Annotated in this window: 13 protein-coding genes; 8 read left to right on the top strand and 5 right to left on the bottom strand. The window is 44.2% G+C overall.

The window, feature by feature from the left end:
- Positions 1–121: 121 nt before the first annotated feature.
- Genes IGJ01_RS14720 through IGJ01_RS14705 form a run of 4 tightly spaced genes read right to left on the bottom strand, consistent with a single transcriptional unit; the run spans position 122 to position 4,484 of the window.
- Positions 122–1,426, bottom strand: a complete 1,305-nt coding sequence (locus IGJ01_RS14720; RefSeq protein WP_244732474.1) for an alpha-L-fucosidase — start codon at positions 1,424–1,426, stop codon at positions 122–124.
- A gap of 25 nt (positions 1,427–1,451) precedes the next feature.
- On the bottom strand, positions 1,452–1,949 hold the full coding sequence (locus IGJ01_RS14715; protein ID WP_008379463.1) for a hypothetical protein: 498 nt from the start codon (positions 1,947–1,949) through the stop codon (positions 1,452–1,454).
- Between the two features lie 18 nt (positions 1,950–1,967).
- A complete protein-coding gene (locus tag IGJ01_RS14710; RefSeq protein ID WP_244732473.1) occupies positions 1,968–3,839 on the bottom strand; it encodes a beta-N-acetylhexosaminidase in 1,872 nt (623 codons plus the stop codon).
- A 15-nt stretch (positions 3,840–3,854) separates the two neighbouring features.
- Positions 3,855–4,484, bottom strand: a complete 630-nt coding sequence (locus IGJ01_RS14705) for a YesL family protein (protein ID WP_005233769.1) — start codon at positions 4,482–4,484, stop codon at positions 3,855–3,857.
- Positions 4,485–4,780: 296 nt separating this feature from the next.
- On the opposite strand from IGJ01_RS14705, the gene IGJ01_RS14700 reads away from it, so the two are divergent.
- From IGJ01_RS14700 to IGJ01_RS14670, 7 genes are all read left to right on the top strand, one after another.
- Positions 4,781–6,139 carry an alpha-L-fucosidase gene (locus IGJ01_RS14700; RefSeq protein WP_144330328.1) on the top strand — a complete coding sequence of 453 codons (1,359 nt, stop codon included), beginning with the start codon at positions 4,781–4,783 and terminating at the stop codon, positions 6,137–6,139.
- A gap of 55 nt (positions 6,140–6,194) precedes the next feature.
- Positions 6,195–7,148 carry an ABC transporter permease gene (locus IGJ01_RS14695; RefSeq protein ID WP_008379472.1) on the top strand — a complete coding sequence of 318 codons (954 nt, stop codon included), beginning with the start codon at positions 6,195–6,197 and terminating at the stop codon, positions 7,146–7,148.
- Between the two features lie 15 nt (positions 7,149–7,163).
- A complete protein-coding gene (locus IGJ01_RS14690) occupies positions 7,164–8,078 on the top strand; it encodes a carbohydrate ABC transporter permease (RefSeq protein ID WP_008379474.1) in 915 nt (304 codons plus the stop codon).
- Between the two features lie 21 nt (positions 8,079–8,099).
- Entirely contained in the window at positions 8,100–9,752 is a 1,653-nt protein-coding gene (locus IGJ01_RS14685; protein ID WP_061053315.1) for an extracellular solute-binding protein, read from the top strand.
- Between the two features lie 84 nt (positions 9,753–9,836).
- Entirely contained in the window at positions 9,837–12,887 is a 3,051-nt protein-coding gene (locus IGJ01_RS14680; RefSeq protein ID WP_430601221.1) for an alpha-mannosidase, read from the top strand.
- 6 nt (positions 12,888–12,893) lie between these two features.
- Positions 12,894–15,149 (top strand): glycoside hydrolase family 3 N-terminal domain-containing protein, encoded by a 2,256-nt coding sequence (locus tag IGJ01_RS14675; protein WP_430601219.1) that lies wholly within the window; start codon positions 12,894–12,896, stop codon positions 15,147–15,149.
- The gene (locus tag IGJ01_RS14670) at positions 15,146–16,531 is read left to right on the top strand and encodes a glycoside hydrolase family 1 protein (RefSeq protein WP_244732468.1); all 1,386 of its coding nucleotides are present in this window, start codon (positions 15,146–15,148) and stop codon (positions 16,529–16,531) included. Before IGJ01_RS14675 ends, IGJ01_RS14670 begins: the two co-directional genes overlap by 4 nt.
- A 70-nt stretch (positions 16,532–16,601) precedes the next feature.
- Here the strand turns inward: IGJ01_RS14670 and IGJ01_RS14665 are convergent, their stop codons facing one another.
- The gene (locus IGJ01_RS14665) at positions 16,602–17,462 is read right to left on the bottom strand and encodes a MurR/RpiR family transcriptional regulator (RefSeq protein WP_008379484.1); all 861 of its coding nucleotides are present in this window, start codon (positions 17,460–17,462) and stop codon (positions 16,602–16,604) included.
- Positions 17,463–17,678: 216 nt separating this feature from the next.
- Here IGJ01_RS14665 and rpsO point away from each other — a divergent pair, with 216 nt between their 5' ends.
- Complete coding sequence (gene rpsO, locus IGJ01_RS14660) at positions 17,679–17,948, top strand: 30S ribosomal protein S15 (protein WP_005228072.1); 270 nt, start codon at positions 17,679–17,681, stop codon at positions 17,946–17,948.
- The last annotated feature ends 196 nt before the right edge of the window (positions 17,949–18,144 follow it).

The raw sequence follows: 18,144 nt of genomic DNA, 5'->3' as shown, positions 1-18,144 counted from the left end.
TGAAAAAATAGCCATAAAAAATGACTAGAAACGATCAGTTTCTAGTCATTTTTTTGTAAAGAAAGTAAGGACAATGTTTTTGTATCAATAAGATATTCATTTAGTACAGTGCAATAGGCGCTTATATTTCTTTTAAAGTGATTTCGACCACTGGTACCAACACATCTGGGGGGCAGACGGGTAAGCTGAGAACAAGGTCCTCTTTGTTGATGATGGCTTCCGTTGACGTGAGAACTTCCTCGGGATCAAATCCTCGATAAAACAACTCGGAGCCATCATGTAAGAAACGGATATGCTTCACGCATCCTGCAAGTCCCGGAAGATGCAAGGATTTGTAGGGGTAGGAGAAGAGGTGCAAGTAAAGTTTATTCCCGTTTTGGGTGTAACGACTGTCAATAGGCGGTTGAAAAGTGCTGGCACCACAGCCGATAATCGCTTGCTGATGATAATGCATCCATGAACCGATGGCTTCTAAATGGCCACGAGTTGGTAAGTTGATTTCTCCACGAGCATTCGGGCCGATATTTAAGAGAAAGTTCCCATCTTTTGCTACTGTGTCAATCAGCATTTTGGTCATCATTTCACTGGATTTCCAGTGCTGAGCATCACGATCATAGCCCCACGTTTCGTACATCGTTTGGCACGCTTCCCATATTAAAGGCAATCCATTCGCTTCTAATGGTTTGTCTGGTTGGAATTGCTCAGGGGTGGTAATCCCGCGGCCCAAATCCAAACGGTCATTCAGTAACATCTCCGGCTGTAGACTTCGGCAAATTTCTTCGATCCGCTTACTATCCCAATCGGCGGCACCCTTGCCTTTTGACCAGCCCCAATCTCGATGGCTATAAGGAAAATCAAACCACATATAATCGATGGTTCCATAATTGGTCAATAGTTCGGTGACTTGACCAGCCAAAAAATCTTGGTAACGGCGCATGTCCCGCTGGTCATTGGTTTGACGGGCTTGAATAGACTCTCGTTGCGGATGCAGGCCGTCGAGCGTGAAATCTGGATGATACCAATCGATCAGCGAATGATACAGTCCGACCTTAATGCCGACCTTGCGAAATGCCGGCAGCAGTTCTGCTAAGAGGTCTCGCTTGAATGGGGTGTTGGTTACTTTGTAGTCGCTGAGCGCGGTGTCCCAAAGGGCAAAGCCTTCATGATGTTTCGTCGTGAAGACCATGTATTTAAAACCGGCCTTCTTTGCGGTTTGAGCCCATTCCTCCGCGTTGAAAAGATCAGGATCAAACTGAGAAAAATAGTTCTCGCGATAGGTGGTGGGTTCAATTTTTTCTGTCGTCATAAACCATTCGTGTCGAGCGCCAATACTGAATAGGCCGAAATGGATGAATAAGCCAAACCGATCATGGAGGAACCAGTTTGGATCAGGGTAGTTGGCAGGCCAATTCTTATACGTTCTCATTAAAAATCACTCCTTTTTCACTCACTTAAAGAAATTCTGTATTCGTCATGACTGTTTCTTGAATTTTCCAGCCATCTGCTTCCTTAACGAAAGTATGGTAAGCCTCTGTGATGTGATCACGGTAGGAAGAATCTTTTGGGCTGATCGTTTTCTGCTGCGCCGCGACCAGCATGGATCCTGTCTCTTGTTTAACGACTTCAAAAGAAAGCAGCGTGTGCTGCAGCTGTTCTTCTGCAAAAAAAGCAGCCAATTCTTGGCTCGTCTCTGCTCGCGCCGCTGCCACGAGCGTGGCGGCATAAGCTGTCGCATCTTGGTCAGAGGCTGCTTGTAAATTTTCTTTCAGCACTGCCAAACAAGCCTCCGCCGCTGCTTGATTTGTAATATTACCTGTCATCTCCAGTTTTTCTGAAGGTTGGGCATGAACTGGAGCAGAAGAATCGGTTGTTAGAAAATAGAGAAAGAATAGGCTAACAACAGCCAGCAAACTCACGATGATGGTTCGGCGCAGCAAGGATGTTTTCATAATTTCTCACTCCTTCTTTTAAACATCAGAAATTTTCCCCGCACTATAGATTCCATGAAATAAATTGCGACCCACAGAAGTGTTGCCGCTGAAAGGGGTCACCATTGGTAAGGACGGTTGAGTCAATTCTTCCAAAGTATCGAGCTCCCCGTCCAAGAAGGCAGTAAGCCGCCAGAGTGTCGTGTCGCAGCGCATCAGCAAGGCGCCGTAGCGCAGATCGATACTCTCAAAACCGAAAGGTCGATTCCAGTCAAACCAGACTTTACGATGGGCTTCATAAAGGGATTGCAAGGCGGATTTATAGACACTGAGCTCATCGACTGCTTGGCGCAATTCCGTGAAGTCCTTGCTTTTATAGGCACTGGTGATTTGGTCGGTAATACAAGCTTTTTGTGCCAAAACATCAGCCAGCTGCTGATAAAAGGCAAACATCGTTTGTGTGTCCCGTGTTGATTTCACAGCTGCCAACTCTTGAGCCAATGTTTGATAGTGGGATGCTAAAGAAAGATCGGTTAAGTTTTCCTGATACAAACCATACAGCAAGTCTTGGTAGAGCAGTAGCTTGCTGGGGTTTTCTCCGTGAGGATTGTTTTCTGGTACACCTGCAGTTTGATCAAAACGATCAAGCAGCAAGAAATCGCTACTAACTGACTCGTGAAAGAGCTGGAATTTTTCATTTAATTTCTCTAACGAAAGGTCGTTTCCAAACTGCGCTTCACTGAAATATTGCAAACCTAATAGCGCAGCAATCAGCGGTGTTTCGGCTCCGTCGTCGCCCCAAAGTGTGGCATAAACTTCCTGAACATCGTTTTCTTTGGCGGCTTGCAAGGCATGACGCATGGTGGCGAAACTCTTGCCATAGTTCGGCGCCAAACCGTTCCAAGTCCAGATACCTCCAGCAAAGGCGATCGGCTGTTTTAATTCCCGATGTTTCGCAAACATTCGCTGATAAGAGGCATGATCATGGTGGTAATAATCCCAGTAAACCATTTTGACAGCAGGAAGGTCAGCAAACAATTCTGTGGGAAAACACACGTCTGGATCGTAATAATCACCAGTAGGTGCACCGATCCTAAAAAACATATCGCTCCACATCATCGGCTTAAAACCCACTTTTTGACAAAGCGCAGCTACCCGCTGCAGATGTTCGGCCATAATCGAGAAACGGTCTTTTAAACCGTGCAATACCAAATATCTTCCTTTCCCCAATTGGTGTGCTTCATCCATGCCAATGTGTAGCTGATCCGTCGAAAAACACGAACGGATCGAACAGATCGCTGCTTCCAAAAAGGTATATGTTTCTTCTTCTCCCACCAGTAAAATATCTTCCGTGTCCCGAATGTTTTTAGCAAATCCCCATTTTAAGGGATTCGTTAAGTGTGCCAATGTTTGAATCGCCGGAATCAAAGTTACACCTATAGCTTGCGCGTAGCTATCAAGCTTCTTTAACTCACCTTGTGTATAACGGCCTCGTAAATGACCAAAATAAGGATACTCTGGAATTTCATAAGTGTCTTCCATATAAAGCGTGAGACGATTAAGCCCCATCTTGCTTGTCAATAGAATAAAGCGTTGCAGTTTTTCAACGGTCATTACTGCATTGCGGGACAGATCGATCATTGGTCCAATTGCTTCAAAATGCGGCTGTTCTTCTAAGACATAGACTGGGCGGTCTTCATGCACCCATAAAGTTAATGCCCGAAATAAATGGGCCTTTTCTTGATAGTAAATGATTGTTGCTAGCGGACCGTGGCAAATTTTCAGAGAACCGGGCCGTTGAATCAGCTGTAATGGATGCCCTTGCGGTGATTCTCGCAACGCTAGTTCCGGTAGTATGTTACTAAAAAAATCATCAAGATTTTCATTACTTTGGATAAAAATGTCTTTCATTACGAACGTCCCTTCTTAAGTTTCTTTTATCAGCAATGATTCTGAACGTTGGATCGCTTGAAAAGAGAACCAACTATTTGGAAAAAGGAAAAAAGGAACAAAGCCGATGACTAATAAAATCGGTAAAAAAGTCAAAATGATTGTAGTTACTAAGATTCCCAAAATCATCGCAATCGTTTGGGGAATACTGATAACCATCAGTATTACTGCTTGCTTAAAATAGTGAAGAAGGGGCAAGTCATAACGCAAATACACTGGCAGCAGATACAAGCTGATCAAAAGGGCACTGATAAACAACAGCAGCAAAAAAAAGTGAATCAAGCTATTTTGGATAAAGGTACTAGAGATGCGCAATTCTAGCCATAAGAAAAGCAGCAAACCCGCTTGCATGGCTCCTAATTGATTGGCGCGACGGAAATTTTTTTTCACGACAGTTCTGAACCAAGGCTTCAAAGCCGCTGGGCGTTCCTTTTTTTGGAAACTGTTGAAAAAAGCTTGGATAATCGTAGCGGTGGCAGGGAAAATGCCTAAAAATATCCCATATCGAAATACCCAATAAAACCAAAGAAACTGCAATTTTAGGCAATGGAGGAGCCATTCACCGACTTGATAGGAAACATGATAAAGACCATTGGATTGTTTCATAAAATCCTCACTTTCTTACGGATTACCATTTTGTATCCGCTTTAATTGTTGTCCTTATCGTACCATTGATCCATGGATAATGGGCATGGATGAAAAAATCACACATCCCATACAGGAAAAACACAGCAAATATATTTGATCCGCTTTATTTCTCCTAACGTTTTTATGGAAGGAAGCTTTCTTCATTACAAATTTTACAAACGCTCTTGCTTGGTTTAACACAGTGAAAAAAGTTACATATTGTTAGATGGACTTTTTTTCGCTTACATTTAGAACAAAGAAAGGAGTGCAAATGCATGACAAAAATTCGCGGTGATATTGAAGAAGCCAAGGAGAGAGAGCAAGCAGCGTGGGTCCCAGAAACAGAAATGCTCAAGCAGCGTCTGGAATGGTTTCAAGACTTGAAATTCGGAGTGATCTTCCATTATGGGCTGTATGCCGAAGCGGGGATCGTTGAATCATGGCAATTATCTGAAAAAGATGAATGGGCTAGAGAAAACCAGCCCTATCGAGAAACTATCGAAGCACTGCGTTTGGATTATTGGCAGTTGATTAATCAATTTGAGCCGAAGAAGCTGGATACCCGTAAATGGGCCAAGATCTGTAAGAAGGCGGGATTTAAGTACTGTTTATTCACAACAAAGCATCATGATGGGTTTTCGATGTTCAACACAATGGAGTCAGAGTTTAAAATCGGCGGGAAATTAAGTCCCTTTAAACGCGACATTTTACAAGAAGTGTTTACGGCGTTTCAAGAAGCAGGGATTGCAACAGGAGCCTACTATTCTAAAGCTGACTGGTATTCTCCTTTTTACTGGTTGGATGATGATACCGTCAAAGGCCGTCATGCCAGCTATGACACCCACCTTCACCCAGAAATCTGGGCGCGCTATGTGTCATTTGTGCATCGTCAGATTGTAGAGATTACTTCCAATTACGGAAAAGTCGATTTTCTTTGGCTAGATGCCGGTTGGTGCGGGCAAGGAAAAGAAGACCTACAAATGGATCGTTTAGCTGAGATTGCACGTGAGAAACAGCCGGAATTGATCATCGTTGATCGAATGATGGGTGGCCGTCATGAAAACTATGTGACACCAGAACGCAAAATTCCTGCATTAGCAGAAATTCCTAAAAAAGTTTGGGAAAGCAATATCCCGATTGGGAATGATTGGGGATATGTGCCAAATGATACCTTCAAGAGCAGCCAAGAACTGCTGGAAACCTTGATTGAGGTAGTCAGCAAAGGGGGAAATTTGATTTTAGGTGTCGGCCCAACACCTGATGGCGAATTTACATTCGAAGAGACCCAACGCTTAGAAGAAATCGGCAATTGGTTGGCGCTATATGGTGAAGGCATCTATGAAACGCGGGCGAACCCAATAGCTTGGCCAAATGAATGGCATTTGACCTATCAAAAAGAGGGCAAGGCTCATTTTGCATTTCGCAGTATCGCTGCAGGCGCTTGCGAACAGATTCCTTTAACAGAGATTGGCGCAACTGAAGAAGACGAGCTAATTGATCTAGCCACTAAAAAAGCGTTACCAGTCTATAAAAACGCTACCGAACCGTACCTCTTATGGTCGGATATCAGTCAGCCGAACGTTGGGGCAGTTGGGATTCGCGTTTCGACACATAGGGAAAAAAATACACATTGATTTGAAAGCGAATACAATTCATGATAAGGCTAACACCAAGCAAGGAGGAGGAAGAATGGAAACAGCGCCAATCAGACAAACCGTTTCAGTACCTAAAACAAAGAAACAAGATATAAAAATGAAGATCAAGAAAAATCGGCAATTGTACTTGTTTGTGTTGCCAGCATTTTTGATTATTTTGATTTTCTCTTATGGACCGATGTATGGAATCATTATTGCATTCAAGGATTATATGCCTTCATTAGGGATTTTGGGCAGTCCTTGGGTTGGATTTAAACATTTTCAACGTTTCTTCGATTCCTATTATTTTTGGGAACTCATCAAAAATACTTTAGGAATCAGTATCTATTCGTTGGTTGTCGGTTTTCCGCTGCCGATCATCCTGGCATTGGCTTTGAATGAGATCAAAGACGGCCCGTTTAAAAAGATTACCCAAACAGTCACTTATGCCCCAAACTTTATTGCTGTGGTGGTCATGGTTGGTATGGTCATTGCTTTCTTATCTCCCTCAACAGGGATCATCAATCACCTATTAGAATTTTTGGGTTTCGAGCGGATCAGCTTTATGACCAATCCTCGTTGGTTTAAAACGATTTATGTCCTGTCCGGAGTTTGGCAAGGAACGGGATGGGGGTCTGTGATTTATCTGGCAGCTCTATCTGGAGTCGATACGCAACTGCACGAAGCGGCAACGATCGATGGCGCTTCTCGTCTGCAACGCGTTTGGTATATCAATATTCCAACGATCATGCCCACGATGGTGATCTTATTGATCATGAGCTTCGGCAGCTTGATGTCAGTTGGGTTTGAAAAAATCATCTTGATGCAGAATCCTTTGAATATGCAATCCTCGAATGTGATTGCGACCTTTGTTTACCAGCAAGGGCTGTTAGATGCGCAGTACAGTTTTGCTGCGGCAGTCGGCCTATTTAACTCATTGATCAATTCCGTATTGTTGATCGTAGTCAATCATATTGCCAAACGTTTAAGCAATTCTAGTCTATTGTAGGAGGGAGGACCAAAAGTGAAAACAACTTCTTTAATAAAAGATACCCGTGCTGATAAAATCTTTTTGATTTTTGTTTATGTGTTTTTAGCAATTTCATTGCTGATCGTTTTATATCCGCTGATCTATATCGTCAGCGCTTCGATCTCAAATCCGCATCTGGTAAACTCAGGTGAAATGTGGCTTTTACCAAAAGGAATCACCTTCGAAGGCTATCGAACATTATTGGGCAACAGCAGTATCTGGCGTGGCTATTTGAACACGATCTACTATACAGTGTTAGGAACATCGATCAATCTCTTGGTAACCTTGCCTTGTGCCTATGCGTTATCGCGAGAAGATTTTTATGGGCGACGGGCCTTCACCAATTTTATGCTGGTTACCATGTTCCTGTCTGGTGGCTTGATTCCCAGCTATTTGCTGATTCGCAGCTTAGGTATGCTGAATACCGTTTGGGCACTGGTGATTCCAGGGGCCGTCTCGGTTTACAATGTGGTTGTCACACGAACGTTTTTTCAATCCACAATTCCGCGAGAGATGGAAGAAGCAGCGATTGTGGATGGTTGTTCCGATTTTCGTCTATTCATGCAGATCGTTTTACCATTATCAACGCCGATCATTGCGGTAATGGCTTTGTTCTATGGCGTCGGACATTGGAACAGCTTCTTTAACGCATTGATCTATCTTTCTGATCGATCGATGTACCCGCTGCAGATGATTTTAAGAGAAATTTTGATTCTTCAAGATATGTCTTCAAATACCGTCAGCAATGTAACTTCAGAAATGGCGAATATGCTATACAGCAAACAGCAACTCGCTCAAGTCATCAAGTACGGTGTCATGATCGTTTCTTCGTTACCGGTAATCATCGTCTATCCGTTCTTACAAAAGTATTTTGTCAAGGGCATGATGGTCGGTTCAATTAAAGGATAAAAAAATCAAAGGAGGAAGAAAATGGGATTAAAAAAGAAACTTTTAGGAATGGCGGGTGTCGCTTTATGCAGTACCCTCGTCTTGGGTGCCTGCGGCAATTCTTCAGATGAGGGAACTGGAGAAAAGAAAGAGGTTGCTATCAATCATGACAGCCAATTTCCAATCATCAAAGAAGGCGAAGAGCTGACCTTGAATATCATGGCACCAGGTGTGGGAATGGCCGAGTGGGAAGACATGCCGACGCTACAGGATTACCAAGAAAAAACCGGTATCAAACTGACTTATACGACACCGCCATCGGCTGACTTTAGTACGAAACTGAACTTAGCCTTTGCTTCCGGCGACTTGCCGGATATCGTTTACGGTGCTGGTTCGCAAGCACTGACGGCTTCGATGGAGATCGATTACGGTTCACAAGGGATTTTACTTCCCTTAGAGGAGTATATCACGCCAGAAATCATGCCAAATCTTTATGCACTGACGCAAGAAGATCCCTCAATCTTGAAATCGATCACCACGCCAGATGGGCACATTTACTCCTTACCAATGATCTCTCGGAATGCGACTTCAATCTGGTGGCAAGGCCCGATGTGGTACAACGGCACGTGGCTAGATAATTTAGGTGTATCAGAACTGCCGAAAACCACAGAGGAACTGCAAGAATTGTTGACGCGTTTCAAAGACGAAGATCCTAACGGAAATGGTCAAGCAGACGAGATTCCATTGACGGATGTCGATATGAACTCGACACGTGTTTGGTTGATGGCCGCCTTTGGCTTACGGACTCGCGGGATTCAAGTGGACGATGATGTGGTCTCCTACACACCGACATCAGAAAACTACAAAGCATTCTTGGAATACATGAATACACTGTACGATGAAGGCTTGCTGGATAAAGAAGTTTATGGACAGTCCGATGAGCAGAAAAAAGCGAAGGGTGAAAACAATCAACTAGGGCTTTTTGCCGACTATTTCAGCTTCTTTACTACTGGTCGCAGTGAGGCAGAGGCGATGAACGATCCGATGTTCCAACCGTTGACCTCTGAATGGGCACCAGAAGCCAAGATTCCTGGCAGTCCACGAATCTCTCGGGGAACTTTTGCATTGACCAATGTCAATCCTTCCCCAGAAGCTTCCATGCGTTGGGTGGATTACTTCTATTCGGAAGAAGGCACAAAATATATTGAACAAGGGCCAGAAGGTGTTCTTTGGGAGTACCAAGAAAATGCGGATGGCGAAAAAGTCCGGGTTTATGTGGATGGCATTGATACAGACAACACGGAAGACGAACGCGGCAAAATCACGCCGGCGTATGGATTGACTACACCAAACATTGTCATTGATACAACAGGTGAATACCATATCCGCAAAACGGCTGATGAAGAACCAGATACTCGTTTTAGTGATTGGGTTGCACAAGAAACGGCAGAAAAGATGGAAGACATCGCTGAAGTACCATTCCCGCTACTGTATTTAACGATTGAAGAAAATGACAAAGTAGCAGCCACTGCCACTGATTTGACAACTTATGTAGAACAAATGGAAGCGAAGTTTATCACAGGTGTCGAGCCATTAGACAATTGGGACGATTATGTGAAAACGATCGAAGCAATGGGCATTGACGAATATGTCGAAGTCTATCAAACGGCCTATGACCGCTGGAAAGCAAACTAATATCATACGATAAGGGAAACGGGTCGAGACAATCAATCTCCACCCGTTTTTTTTCAAAAAATAGATAGAGGAGTCAAAAGAAAAATGAGAGTTATGCAGCCTTACGAGTTTGAACGCATCCGAAAAATTTTCTACAAATTAAAACAGTACCGTGTACGCTATCAACAGCCAATAGACCCGCTTTTTTTAAAACAAGAGGATTGGGTACCGTATGAACAAGGGAGTTATTTCGGAGAAAAAAACACCTATTATCAGTTGAAAGGCAGCTTTCAAGTTCCCGCTGACTGGGTAGGGAATCCTTGTGTCGTCTTACAAGTCTATTCAAGTCTCTCAGAGTGGGACAACACCACCAATCCCCAAATCAAAATTTATTTGGACGATACCTATGTCCAAGCTATCGATGTCAATCATCGAGAGGTCACTTTGGCTGAAGGATATCAACAAAAAGCAGTCAAACTGAAGATTGATCTGTTCTCGGGCCGTTCCGATAAACCATTCCCACTGCATATCAACTTATTGGCATTGGATCCTGTCGTCAATGAACTCTGGTTTGATTTTTATACGCTGTTTGATAGTTGGCGTGCCATTCGTGCGTTTGGCGGTGACGAAGCATTTTATCAACAAGTTCTTGGTCAAGTCGCCAATGTCTTGGATTTTCGTACGCCCTACTCAGCGGTATTCTATGAAAGTCTCGCAAAAGCCAAGCAACTGCTTGCGTCATGTTACTTACCAGCGCATACACCAAAACAAAAAGTGACGGCTGTCGGCCATACCCACATCGATCTGGCGTGGCTTTGGACGGCACAGCAAGCAATTGAAAAAGGTGAGCGCAGTTTCCAGACGGTCTTGAAATTGATGGAGGAGTATCCAGATTACACGTTTTTTCAAAGCCAACCACAACTGTATCTCTCCATGAAAACACATTATCCTGAACTTTACGCTGCAATCAAAGAAAAAGTTCGAGAAGGAAGATGGGAAGTTGACGGGGCGATGTGGGTGGAAGCCGATTGCAATTTGACTTCAGGGGAATCGCTGGTTCGTCAGATCCTTTATGGCAAACGGTTTATGAAAGAGGAATTTCAAGTCGATAGCCGCATCTTATGGCTACCGGATGTCTTTGGTTATTCAGCCGCCTTGCCGCAAATTTTACGCAAAACAAATACGCCCTACTTTATGACGACGAAGCTGTCATGGAACCAGTTCAATCAAATTCCTTATGATTCCTTCTATTGGCAAGGAATTGATGGCAGCCGCGTTTTGACGCATTTTATTACCACCATCAGTGAAGGATACAGTCCAAGAGATTATTATACGACGTATAATGGATTGCTAGATCCTTACACGATCAAAGGCAGTTTTGAACGTTATCAGCAAAAAGATCAGCACGACGAAATTTTGATTGCCTATGGGTACGGTGACGGTGGCGGAGGCCCAACGAAAGAGATGCTAGAAGTCCAGAAACGGCTGCAAAAAACATTGCCGGATATGCCGACGATTACTGGCAATCATGTGGGGGGCTTTTTTGATCGACTGGCAGATTCTTTTAAGGAAAAATCTGGCCCAGTCTGGTACGGCGAATTGTACTTTGAATACCATCGTGGAACACTGACTTCGATTGGCAAAAACAAGAAGGCCAATCGCCAAGGAGAATTTTTCTTACAGACGATTGAAAAACTTTATAGTATTTGTGCAATCAATCGTTATCCGCAAGCTGAATTAGAACAACTTTGGAAACAGCTGCTATTTAATCAATTCCATGACATTCTGCCGGGAAGCTCGATCAAAGAAGTTTATGATCAGACGGATCAAGAGTATCAACAGCTCTTTGATAAAGGCTGCAAGCTGATCGAAACTTTGTTTCCAGCGGTGCAAGCAGCCGAAGCTACGTCATGGCATGTCTTTAATCCGCTGGGACAAGAGCGGACGGGTCTGGTCTATTTAGACGATCAGACAGGGATCAAAGAAGCTTACCTGACTCAGCGGACCTATGATGACCGGCTCTTAGTCAAAATTCCCGCCATGGCTGGATTGAGCTGCAAAACACTGACCCCTGTCTCAGCTGTGCCTCAATCAAAGCAAGTGGCAATGCGGCTGGAGGAATCGTTTGAAACGGTTGATTTTAAAGTGATTTTTGACGAACACTTTGACATCATCTCTTTATTTGACAAACGGCAGCAGCGAGAAATCGTGCCAAAAGGCGAGCGGTTGAATCAGTTAGTGGCTTACGAAGATCTGCCAATGGATTATGATGCGTGGGACATTGATATTTATTACCAGAAGAAGCCTTATCCTGTGAAGCAAGTTCTCTCAGCTGAGGTTGTTGAGCAAGGGGAGATTCGCGATACCTTGAAGATCAAACGTCAGTTTGAAGATTCTTTTATTACGCAATGGCTGCATTTTTACCATGGCACGGGAAGAATCGATTTTGAAACAGCGGTTGATTGGCACCAGCATCAACTGCTGTTAAAGGCATTGATGCCGATTGATGTTAACACATTGGAAGCAACGTTTGATATTCAATTCGGGCAGGTAAAACGGCCTGTGCATCAAAACACGACATGGGACCAAGCACGTTTTGAGAGCTGTGGACAAAAATGGGTAGATCTCTCAGAAGGGAATTATGGGGTTAGTATTTTGACGGATTCGAAATATGGGTTCAATACGGATTATCAAAAAATCGGGCTTTCTTTGATCAAATCGCCGATCGATCCGTATCCTGAAGCGGATCAAGGCCTTCATGAGTTTACCTATTCCTTGTACGCCCACGAAGGAACTTGGCAAGAAGCGCAAACGATGGAAGAAGCATTGGCATTAAATGTTCCCGTTCTGACGGTTCCAAGGGTGTCACAACTATCAGGGGATGCTTTTCTAGCAATCGACCAAAAGAATGTCTTACTGGATACGGTGAAAAAAGCCGAAGATGAAGAGGCACTGATCGTGCGGTTGTATGAATATCACAATCAAACCACCGCCTGTCAAATGCGCTGCCAGAAAAGAATCAAAAAAGCGGTTTTAACGAATCTTTTGGAAGAAACCGTCGCTGAACTGTCGGTCGAGCCGCTGGATGCCCGAAGCATCACAATCCATTTTCAGCCTTTTGAGATCCAGACCATCATGCTTTATTTAGAAGACTAAATAGAAATGGAGATGCATATGATTGAGACACTTTTACGGCAAATGACATTGAAAGAAAAAATCGGCCAGCTGAATCAGCGTCTGTATGGTTGGGAAGTTTACGAAAAAAACAATGGAAAAATTATTTTAACTGAAACCTTTAAAAAAGAAGTAGCTCGTTTTGGCAGTCTTGGCTGGATTTACGGCGTGTTTCGAGCTGATCCTTGGTCAGGTAGAAATCAGCAAACAGGCCTGACGACCACGGAGTCCTATGAGCTATCCCTTATGATTCAAACTTATTTGCAGGAGCACACTCGGCTGGGGATTCCGGCCCTTCTCAGTGAAGAGTGTCCTCACGGGCACCAAGGTTTAGAAGCGACGACGTTTCCGGTCAATTTTAGTGTTGGTTCTAGTTGGAATCCAGAGCTGTATCAAGCGGCCCAAACCATCACTGCTCAAGAGATTCGGGCAAAAGGAGCCCATGTTGGCTTGGTTTCCGCATTGGACATTGCTAGAGATCCGCGTTGGGGGCGAACTGAAGAATGTTTCAGTGAAGATCCGTTTTTAACCAGCAGCTTTACCAAAGCGGCCGTCAGAGGATTACAAGGATCAAAAACAACGATAGAAAAGCAGAACGTTTTAGCGGTATTGAAGCACTTTGCTGCCCAAGGTGCAGGAATTGGGGGACACAATGCAGGGCCAGTGGCAATTGGTGATCGGGAATTCCGCGAGATCCATCTGCCACCAATGAAAGCTGGGATTGCTGCTGGGGCCTTGGGGTGTATGGCTGCATACAATGATCTAGACGGTATCCCATGCCATGCCAATGCTTATTTGCTGCAAGATGTTTTACGAGAAGAAAGTGGCTTTACGGGAATTGTGATGGCCGATGGGTGTGGGCTGGATCGGATTGCTGACTGGCTGGGGAGCCACCCACAAGCGGCCGCCAAATCCTTGACCAGCGGTGTGGATGTTAGTTTATGGGATGAAGTTTTCCCAGTGTTAGAAGAAGCTGTCCTTGAGGGGCTACTTGCGGAAACGGCGATCGATGATGCAGTCCGTCGTGTGCTTCTTTTGAAAGAAAAACTTGGCTTGTTTAAAGAAGCAACGCCCCGTGTTTCATTGCCCCGTAAAGAAAAGGCGCAACAAGTTGCCTTGAAATTTGCGGAGGAATCGATTGTTTTACTAGAGAACAATGGTATTTTGCCTTTGAAGAAAACGCGACAAAAGATTGCCGTCATCGGTCCTCACGTTAAACAGCTCTATCATCAGCTAGGGGATTATACGCCATTCAAGGAAGAAACAACATGTACGACCCTTTGGGAAGGTTTGACCAGTTTAAGTACGCATCAAGCTAACTTCTTCTACGAGAAAGGCTGCGAAATCTCTAGTGGCACACTGGCTCAACGAAGGCAAGCCTGTCAGATTGCAGAAAAAGCGGATGTCGTCTTAGTGACGATCGGCGGCTCCAGTGCCCGTGATTTCACAACGGATTTTGACAAAAACGGTGCCGCCTTAAGGGGATCTCAGGAAATGACCAGTGGAGAAAACATCGACTTGGCTACCCTCGATTTGCCGCAATGCCAGTTGGATTTACTGTTTGCGTTGAAGAAGAGTAAAAAGCCGCTGATTGGGATCGTGATTTCCGGTCGACCGCATTGCTTAGCTCCTTTGCAAGACTTGTTCGATGGGGTGCTTTACGCTGGCTATCCCGGCCAATATGGAGGGGAAGCGATTGCTCGGATTCTTTTTGGTGAAACGGTACCTAGTGGGAAATTAGCAGTTTCTATTCCTGATACAGTTGGACAACTGCCTGTCTGTTATAATTATCGCAACACAGCGTTTCAAAAAGACTACCTCGATCAAAAAGGCGCACCAGTATATTCTTTTGGTTATGGTCTTAGTTATGCCTCTTTTATTTGCAGCTCGGTTTCGGCTGAATATGCAGGGGAAGGCATTATCGTCAGTGGCACACTTGAAAATCATTCTACTGTGTCTGGTAAAGAAGTGGTCCAATGCTATCTAAAAGAGTATACAAAAGCATATGTGCCGAGGAAAAAAGTCTTATGCGGCTTTCAAAAAGTATGGGTGCCTAGTCAAGGACAAGCAACTTTTCAACTCGTGATCGGTGAAGCATCATTGCAGCAGCTGGCAATTTCCTTGGAAGAAACAACATCGTTTTGTCTGGAAGTCGAAACAGCAGGTCAGCAGTATCGATTTGTATTTCAACGGTCCAACCCTGACCGCACGTGGCAGGTAATTCAGAAAGGAGCAAAAGAATGATTCAATTTCCAAAAAACTTTTTATGGGGAGCGGCCGCGTCAGCACCGCAAACCGAGGGGGCCGCAGTGGTTGACGGCAAAAGTCCCTCTACATGGGACAAATGGTTTGAGTTGGAGCCGTCACGCTTTTACGATGGTGTCGGACCAAGCGACACCTCAAATACCTACTATCAATACCGGGAAGACGTAGCAAACATGAAGGCCATGAACTTGAATTCCTATCGGACATCGATTGCATGGACCCGCTTATTACCAGATGGAAAAACATTGAATCAGACGGCAGTCCGGTTTTATCGGGCATATTTTCAGGAAATGCTGGATCAAGGCATCGAACCGATCATTAATTTGTTTCATTTTGACATGCCTTGGTGGCTGATGGAAAAAGGAGGTTGGGAGGCGCGGGAATCCGTGGACCATTTTGCATTTTATGCAAAAACTGCTTTTGAACAATTTGGCGATTTAGTGAAAAAATGGGCGACCTTTAATGAACCATTGGTGCATATTGAATGTGGGTATTACGGAGATGCTCATTGGCCGCAAGTGCGTGATTTCAAGCGGGCAATTCAAGTTGGTTATCATACCTTGTTAGCCCATGCGAAGGCAGTTGCTGAGTTTCGTAAAATCGCACTTCCTGATGGAGAAATCTGTATCATCTTGAATTTGTCACCTGTTTATCCAAAAAGTCAAGAAGCGGCTGATCGAGAAGCCGCTGAATGGGCAGATCTCTTGTATATTCGCAGTTTTTTGGACTGTGTCGTTTATGGACAATTTCCAGAAAAGCTAACGAGCTTATTCAAGGAGCATCAATTGTCCCCTGAATATGAAGCAACAGATGCGGAAATTTTTCGTGAAAATACCGTAGATTTTATTGGTTGCAATTATTATCAACCGTTGCGGATCCAAGCACCACTTCCGCAGAAGGCAGCATCCGGTCCCTTTGAGCCACGTCAGTTATTTCGTGGGTACGATTGGCCAGAGAAAAAAATCAATCCTCATCGCGGCTGGGAAATCTATCCAGAAGGGATTTACGATATCGCGATGCGTCTAAAGAATGACTATCAAAACATGCCATGGTTTGTTTCCGAAAATGGCATGGGGGTATCTGAGGAAGAACGGTTCATGGACGCCACGGGGCAGGTCAATGATACGTATCGGATCGCCTTTGTTGAAGACCATTTGCGTCAGCTGCATCATGCAATCGAAGACGGGTCTCCTTGTTTCGGTTACCATATGTGGACCTTTATGGATTGCTGGAGCTGGTTGAATGCATATAAAAACCGTTATGGGTTTTATCGAGTGGATTTGAAAAATGACTTCAAGCGTTATCCCAAAGCGTCCAGTTTTTGGTTGGCAGAAGTAGCTGCCAAGAATGCCCTTGATTGATCAAAGTGTCCTTAGAAGAAAAAAATACCGCAGGAAAACTTTCCTGCGGACTTCTTTGGCTATGAATATTTTATAAATACTTCTCACGAAAATCGGCAATGGCTTGGCGTGAGGCATAGATATTGCGTGCCAGCTTTTCATTCTTGCTTAAAAAGACATAGAAAAGGACATCGACCGCCAATAGGTGGGCGATAATCGAATTCGTAGCAGCACTACGTTGGTTGGCTTCTTTGGAACGGGACACTTGCAGGGGAACATCCGCCAACTTTGTTAACGGATTACTGCCAAATCGGGTGAGTGACAGAATCGGGACGCCAAGATTTTTAACGATTTCTGCTAAGTGAACCATCTCAGGCGTGTGTCCACTGTTGGAAATGACCCAGAGGAGACTTTTTTTCTCGTTTTTGACGAGTTGCGGCAACAAGAGATTGTAGTCATTTTCAAACACGACGATTTTGCCTAAACGGGTCCATTTTTGTTGGATATCTTGTGCGATCAATGAAGAAGCACCGATCCCGCAGACAAAGATTCGCTCACGAGTCGCGATCAGTTCAGCGGCAGCCAACATCAGCTGTTCTTCTAACAATTGGGCCGTCTCATTCATAGTCACCTGTGCATTGTGGCTTAATTTAGATGTGATGGCATGAAAGGGCTCATTTAATTCAACATCGGCATAGCCCAAGTTTTCATTGGCATTTTGGCGCAAGCCGGATTCCGCAGATAATTGTATTTTTAAATCTGTCAAACTAGCAAAGCCGGTTTTTTTCGCAAAGCGTACGACAGTCGGCGCACTGATCCCAGTGGCTTCTGCTAATTGACTCGCAGTCATCGACGGCACTTTTTCAGGATTGGCCTCCATGAATGCGAAGAGTTTCTTCTCAGAAAGCGATAATTCATTTTTCATGCTCTCGATTCGGGAAAGAACGCTCATCCTTACACTTCCTTTAGATAGAGTAGTATCCTAAGTATAACATAAGTTTTGGAGGAGCTTTCAAAAGAAACGAAAAGAATAGGTAGATAAACTTGCTTTTTTCCTTAGAATCAAGTAAAGTAATTACGTGTGAAAAGCACAGTACCTGTTACTTGGTTTAACGAATCACCAACGTTTTACTCAGTCGCAGGGGAAAAAGAAAAAGAGGTGAAAAACATGGCAATTTCAAAAGAACGCAAAAACGAAATCATCAACAAATTTGCACGTCATGAAGGAGATACTGGTTCTCCAGAAGTTCAAATCGCTGTTTTAACAGAAGAAATCAACCATTTGAACGAACATGCACGTATGCACAAAAAAGACCACCATTCATACCGTGGGTTGATGAAAAAAGTTGGACATCGTCGTAACTTATTAGCTTACCTACGTCAAAAAGACGTACAACGTTACCGCGAATTAATCCAAGCTTTAGGATTACGTCGTTAATCAAACAAAGAAAAGTGAGGTTCAACCCGAATCTCACTTTTTTGCTATGAATCACTGCGACTGGGCGGCGCAAGCCGCACAGAGCAGATGATGAATAGTACTAGGCGATGGAAACGAGCGTAGTGACCAAGCAGCGGAATCACTGCGACTGCAGTGTCGGCTAAAACAGCTGATGCAGTCTGACAGGTGATCTCGA

Origin of the sequence: Enterococcus sp. AZ089 (genome assembly GCF_050547225.1) — a bacterium.
Taxonomy (GTDB): domain Bacteria; phylum Bacillota; class Bacilli; order Lactobacillales; family Enterococcaceae; genus Enterococcus_D; species Enterococcus_D entomosocium.
Note: the sequence above shows the minus strand (reverse complement) of the source record. Positions and strands in the feature narration are given on the sequence as shown.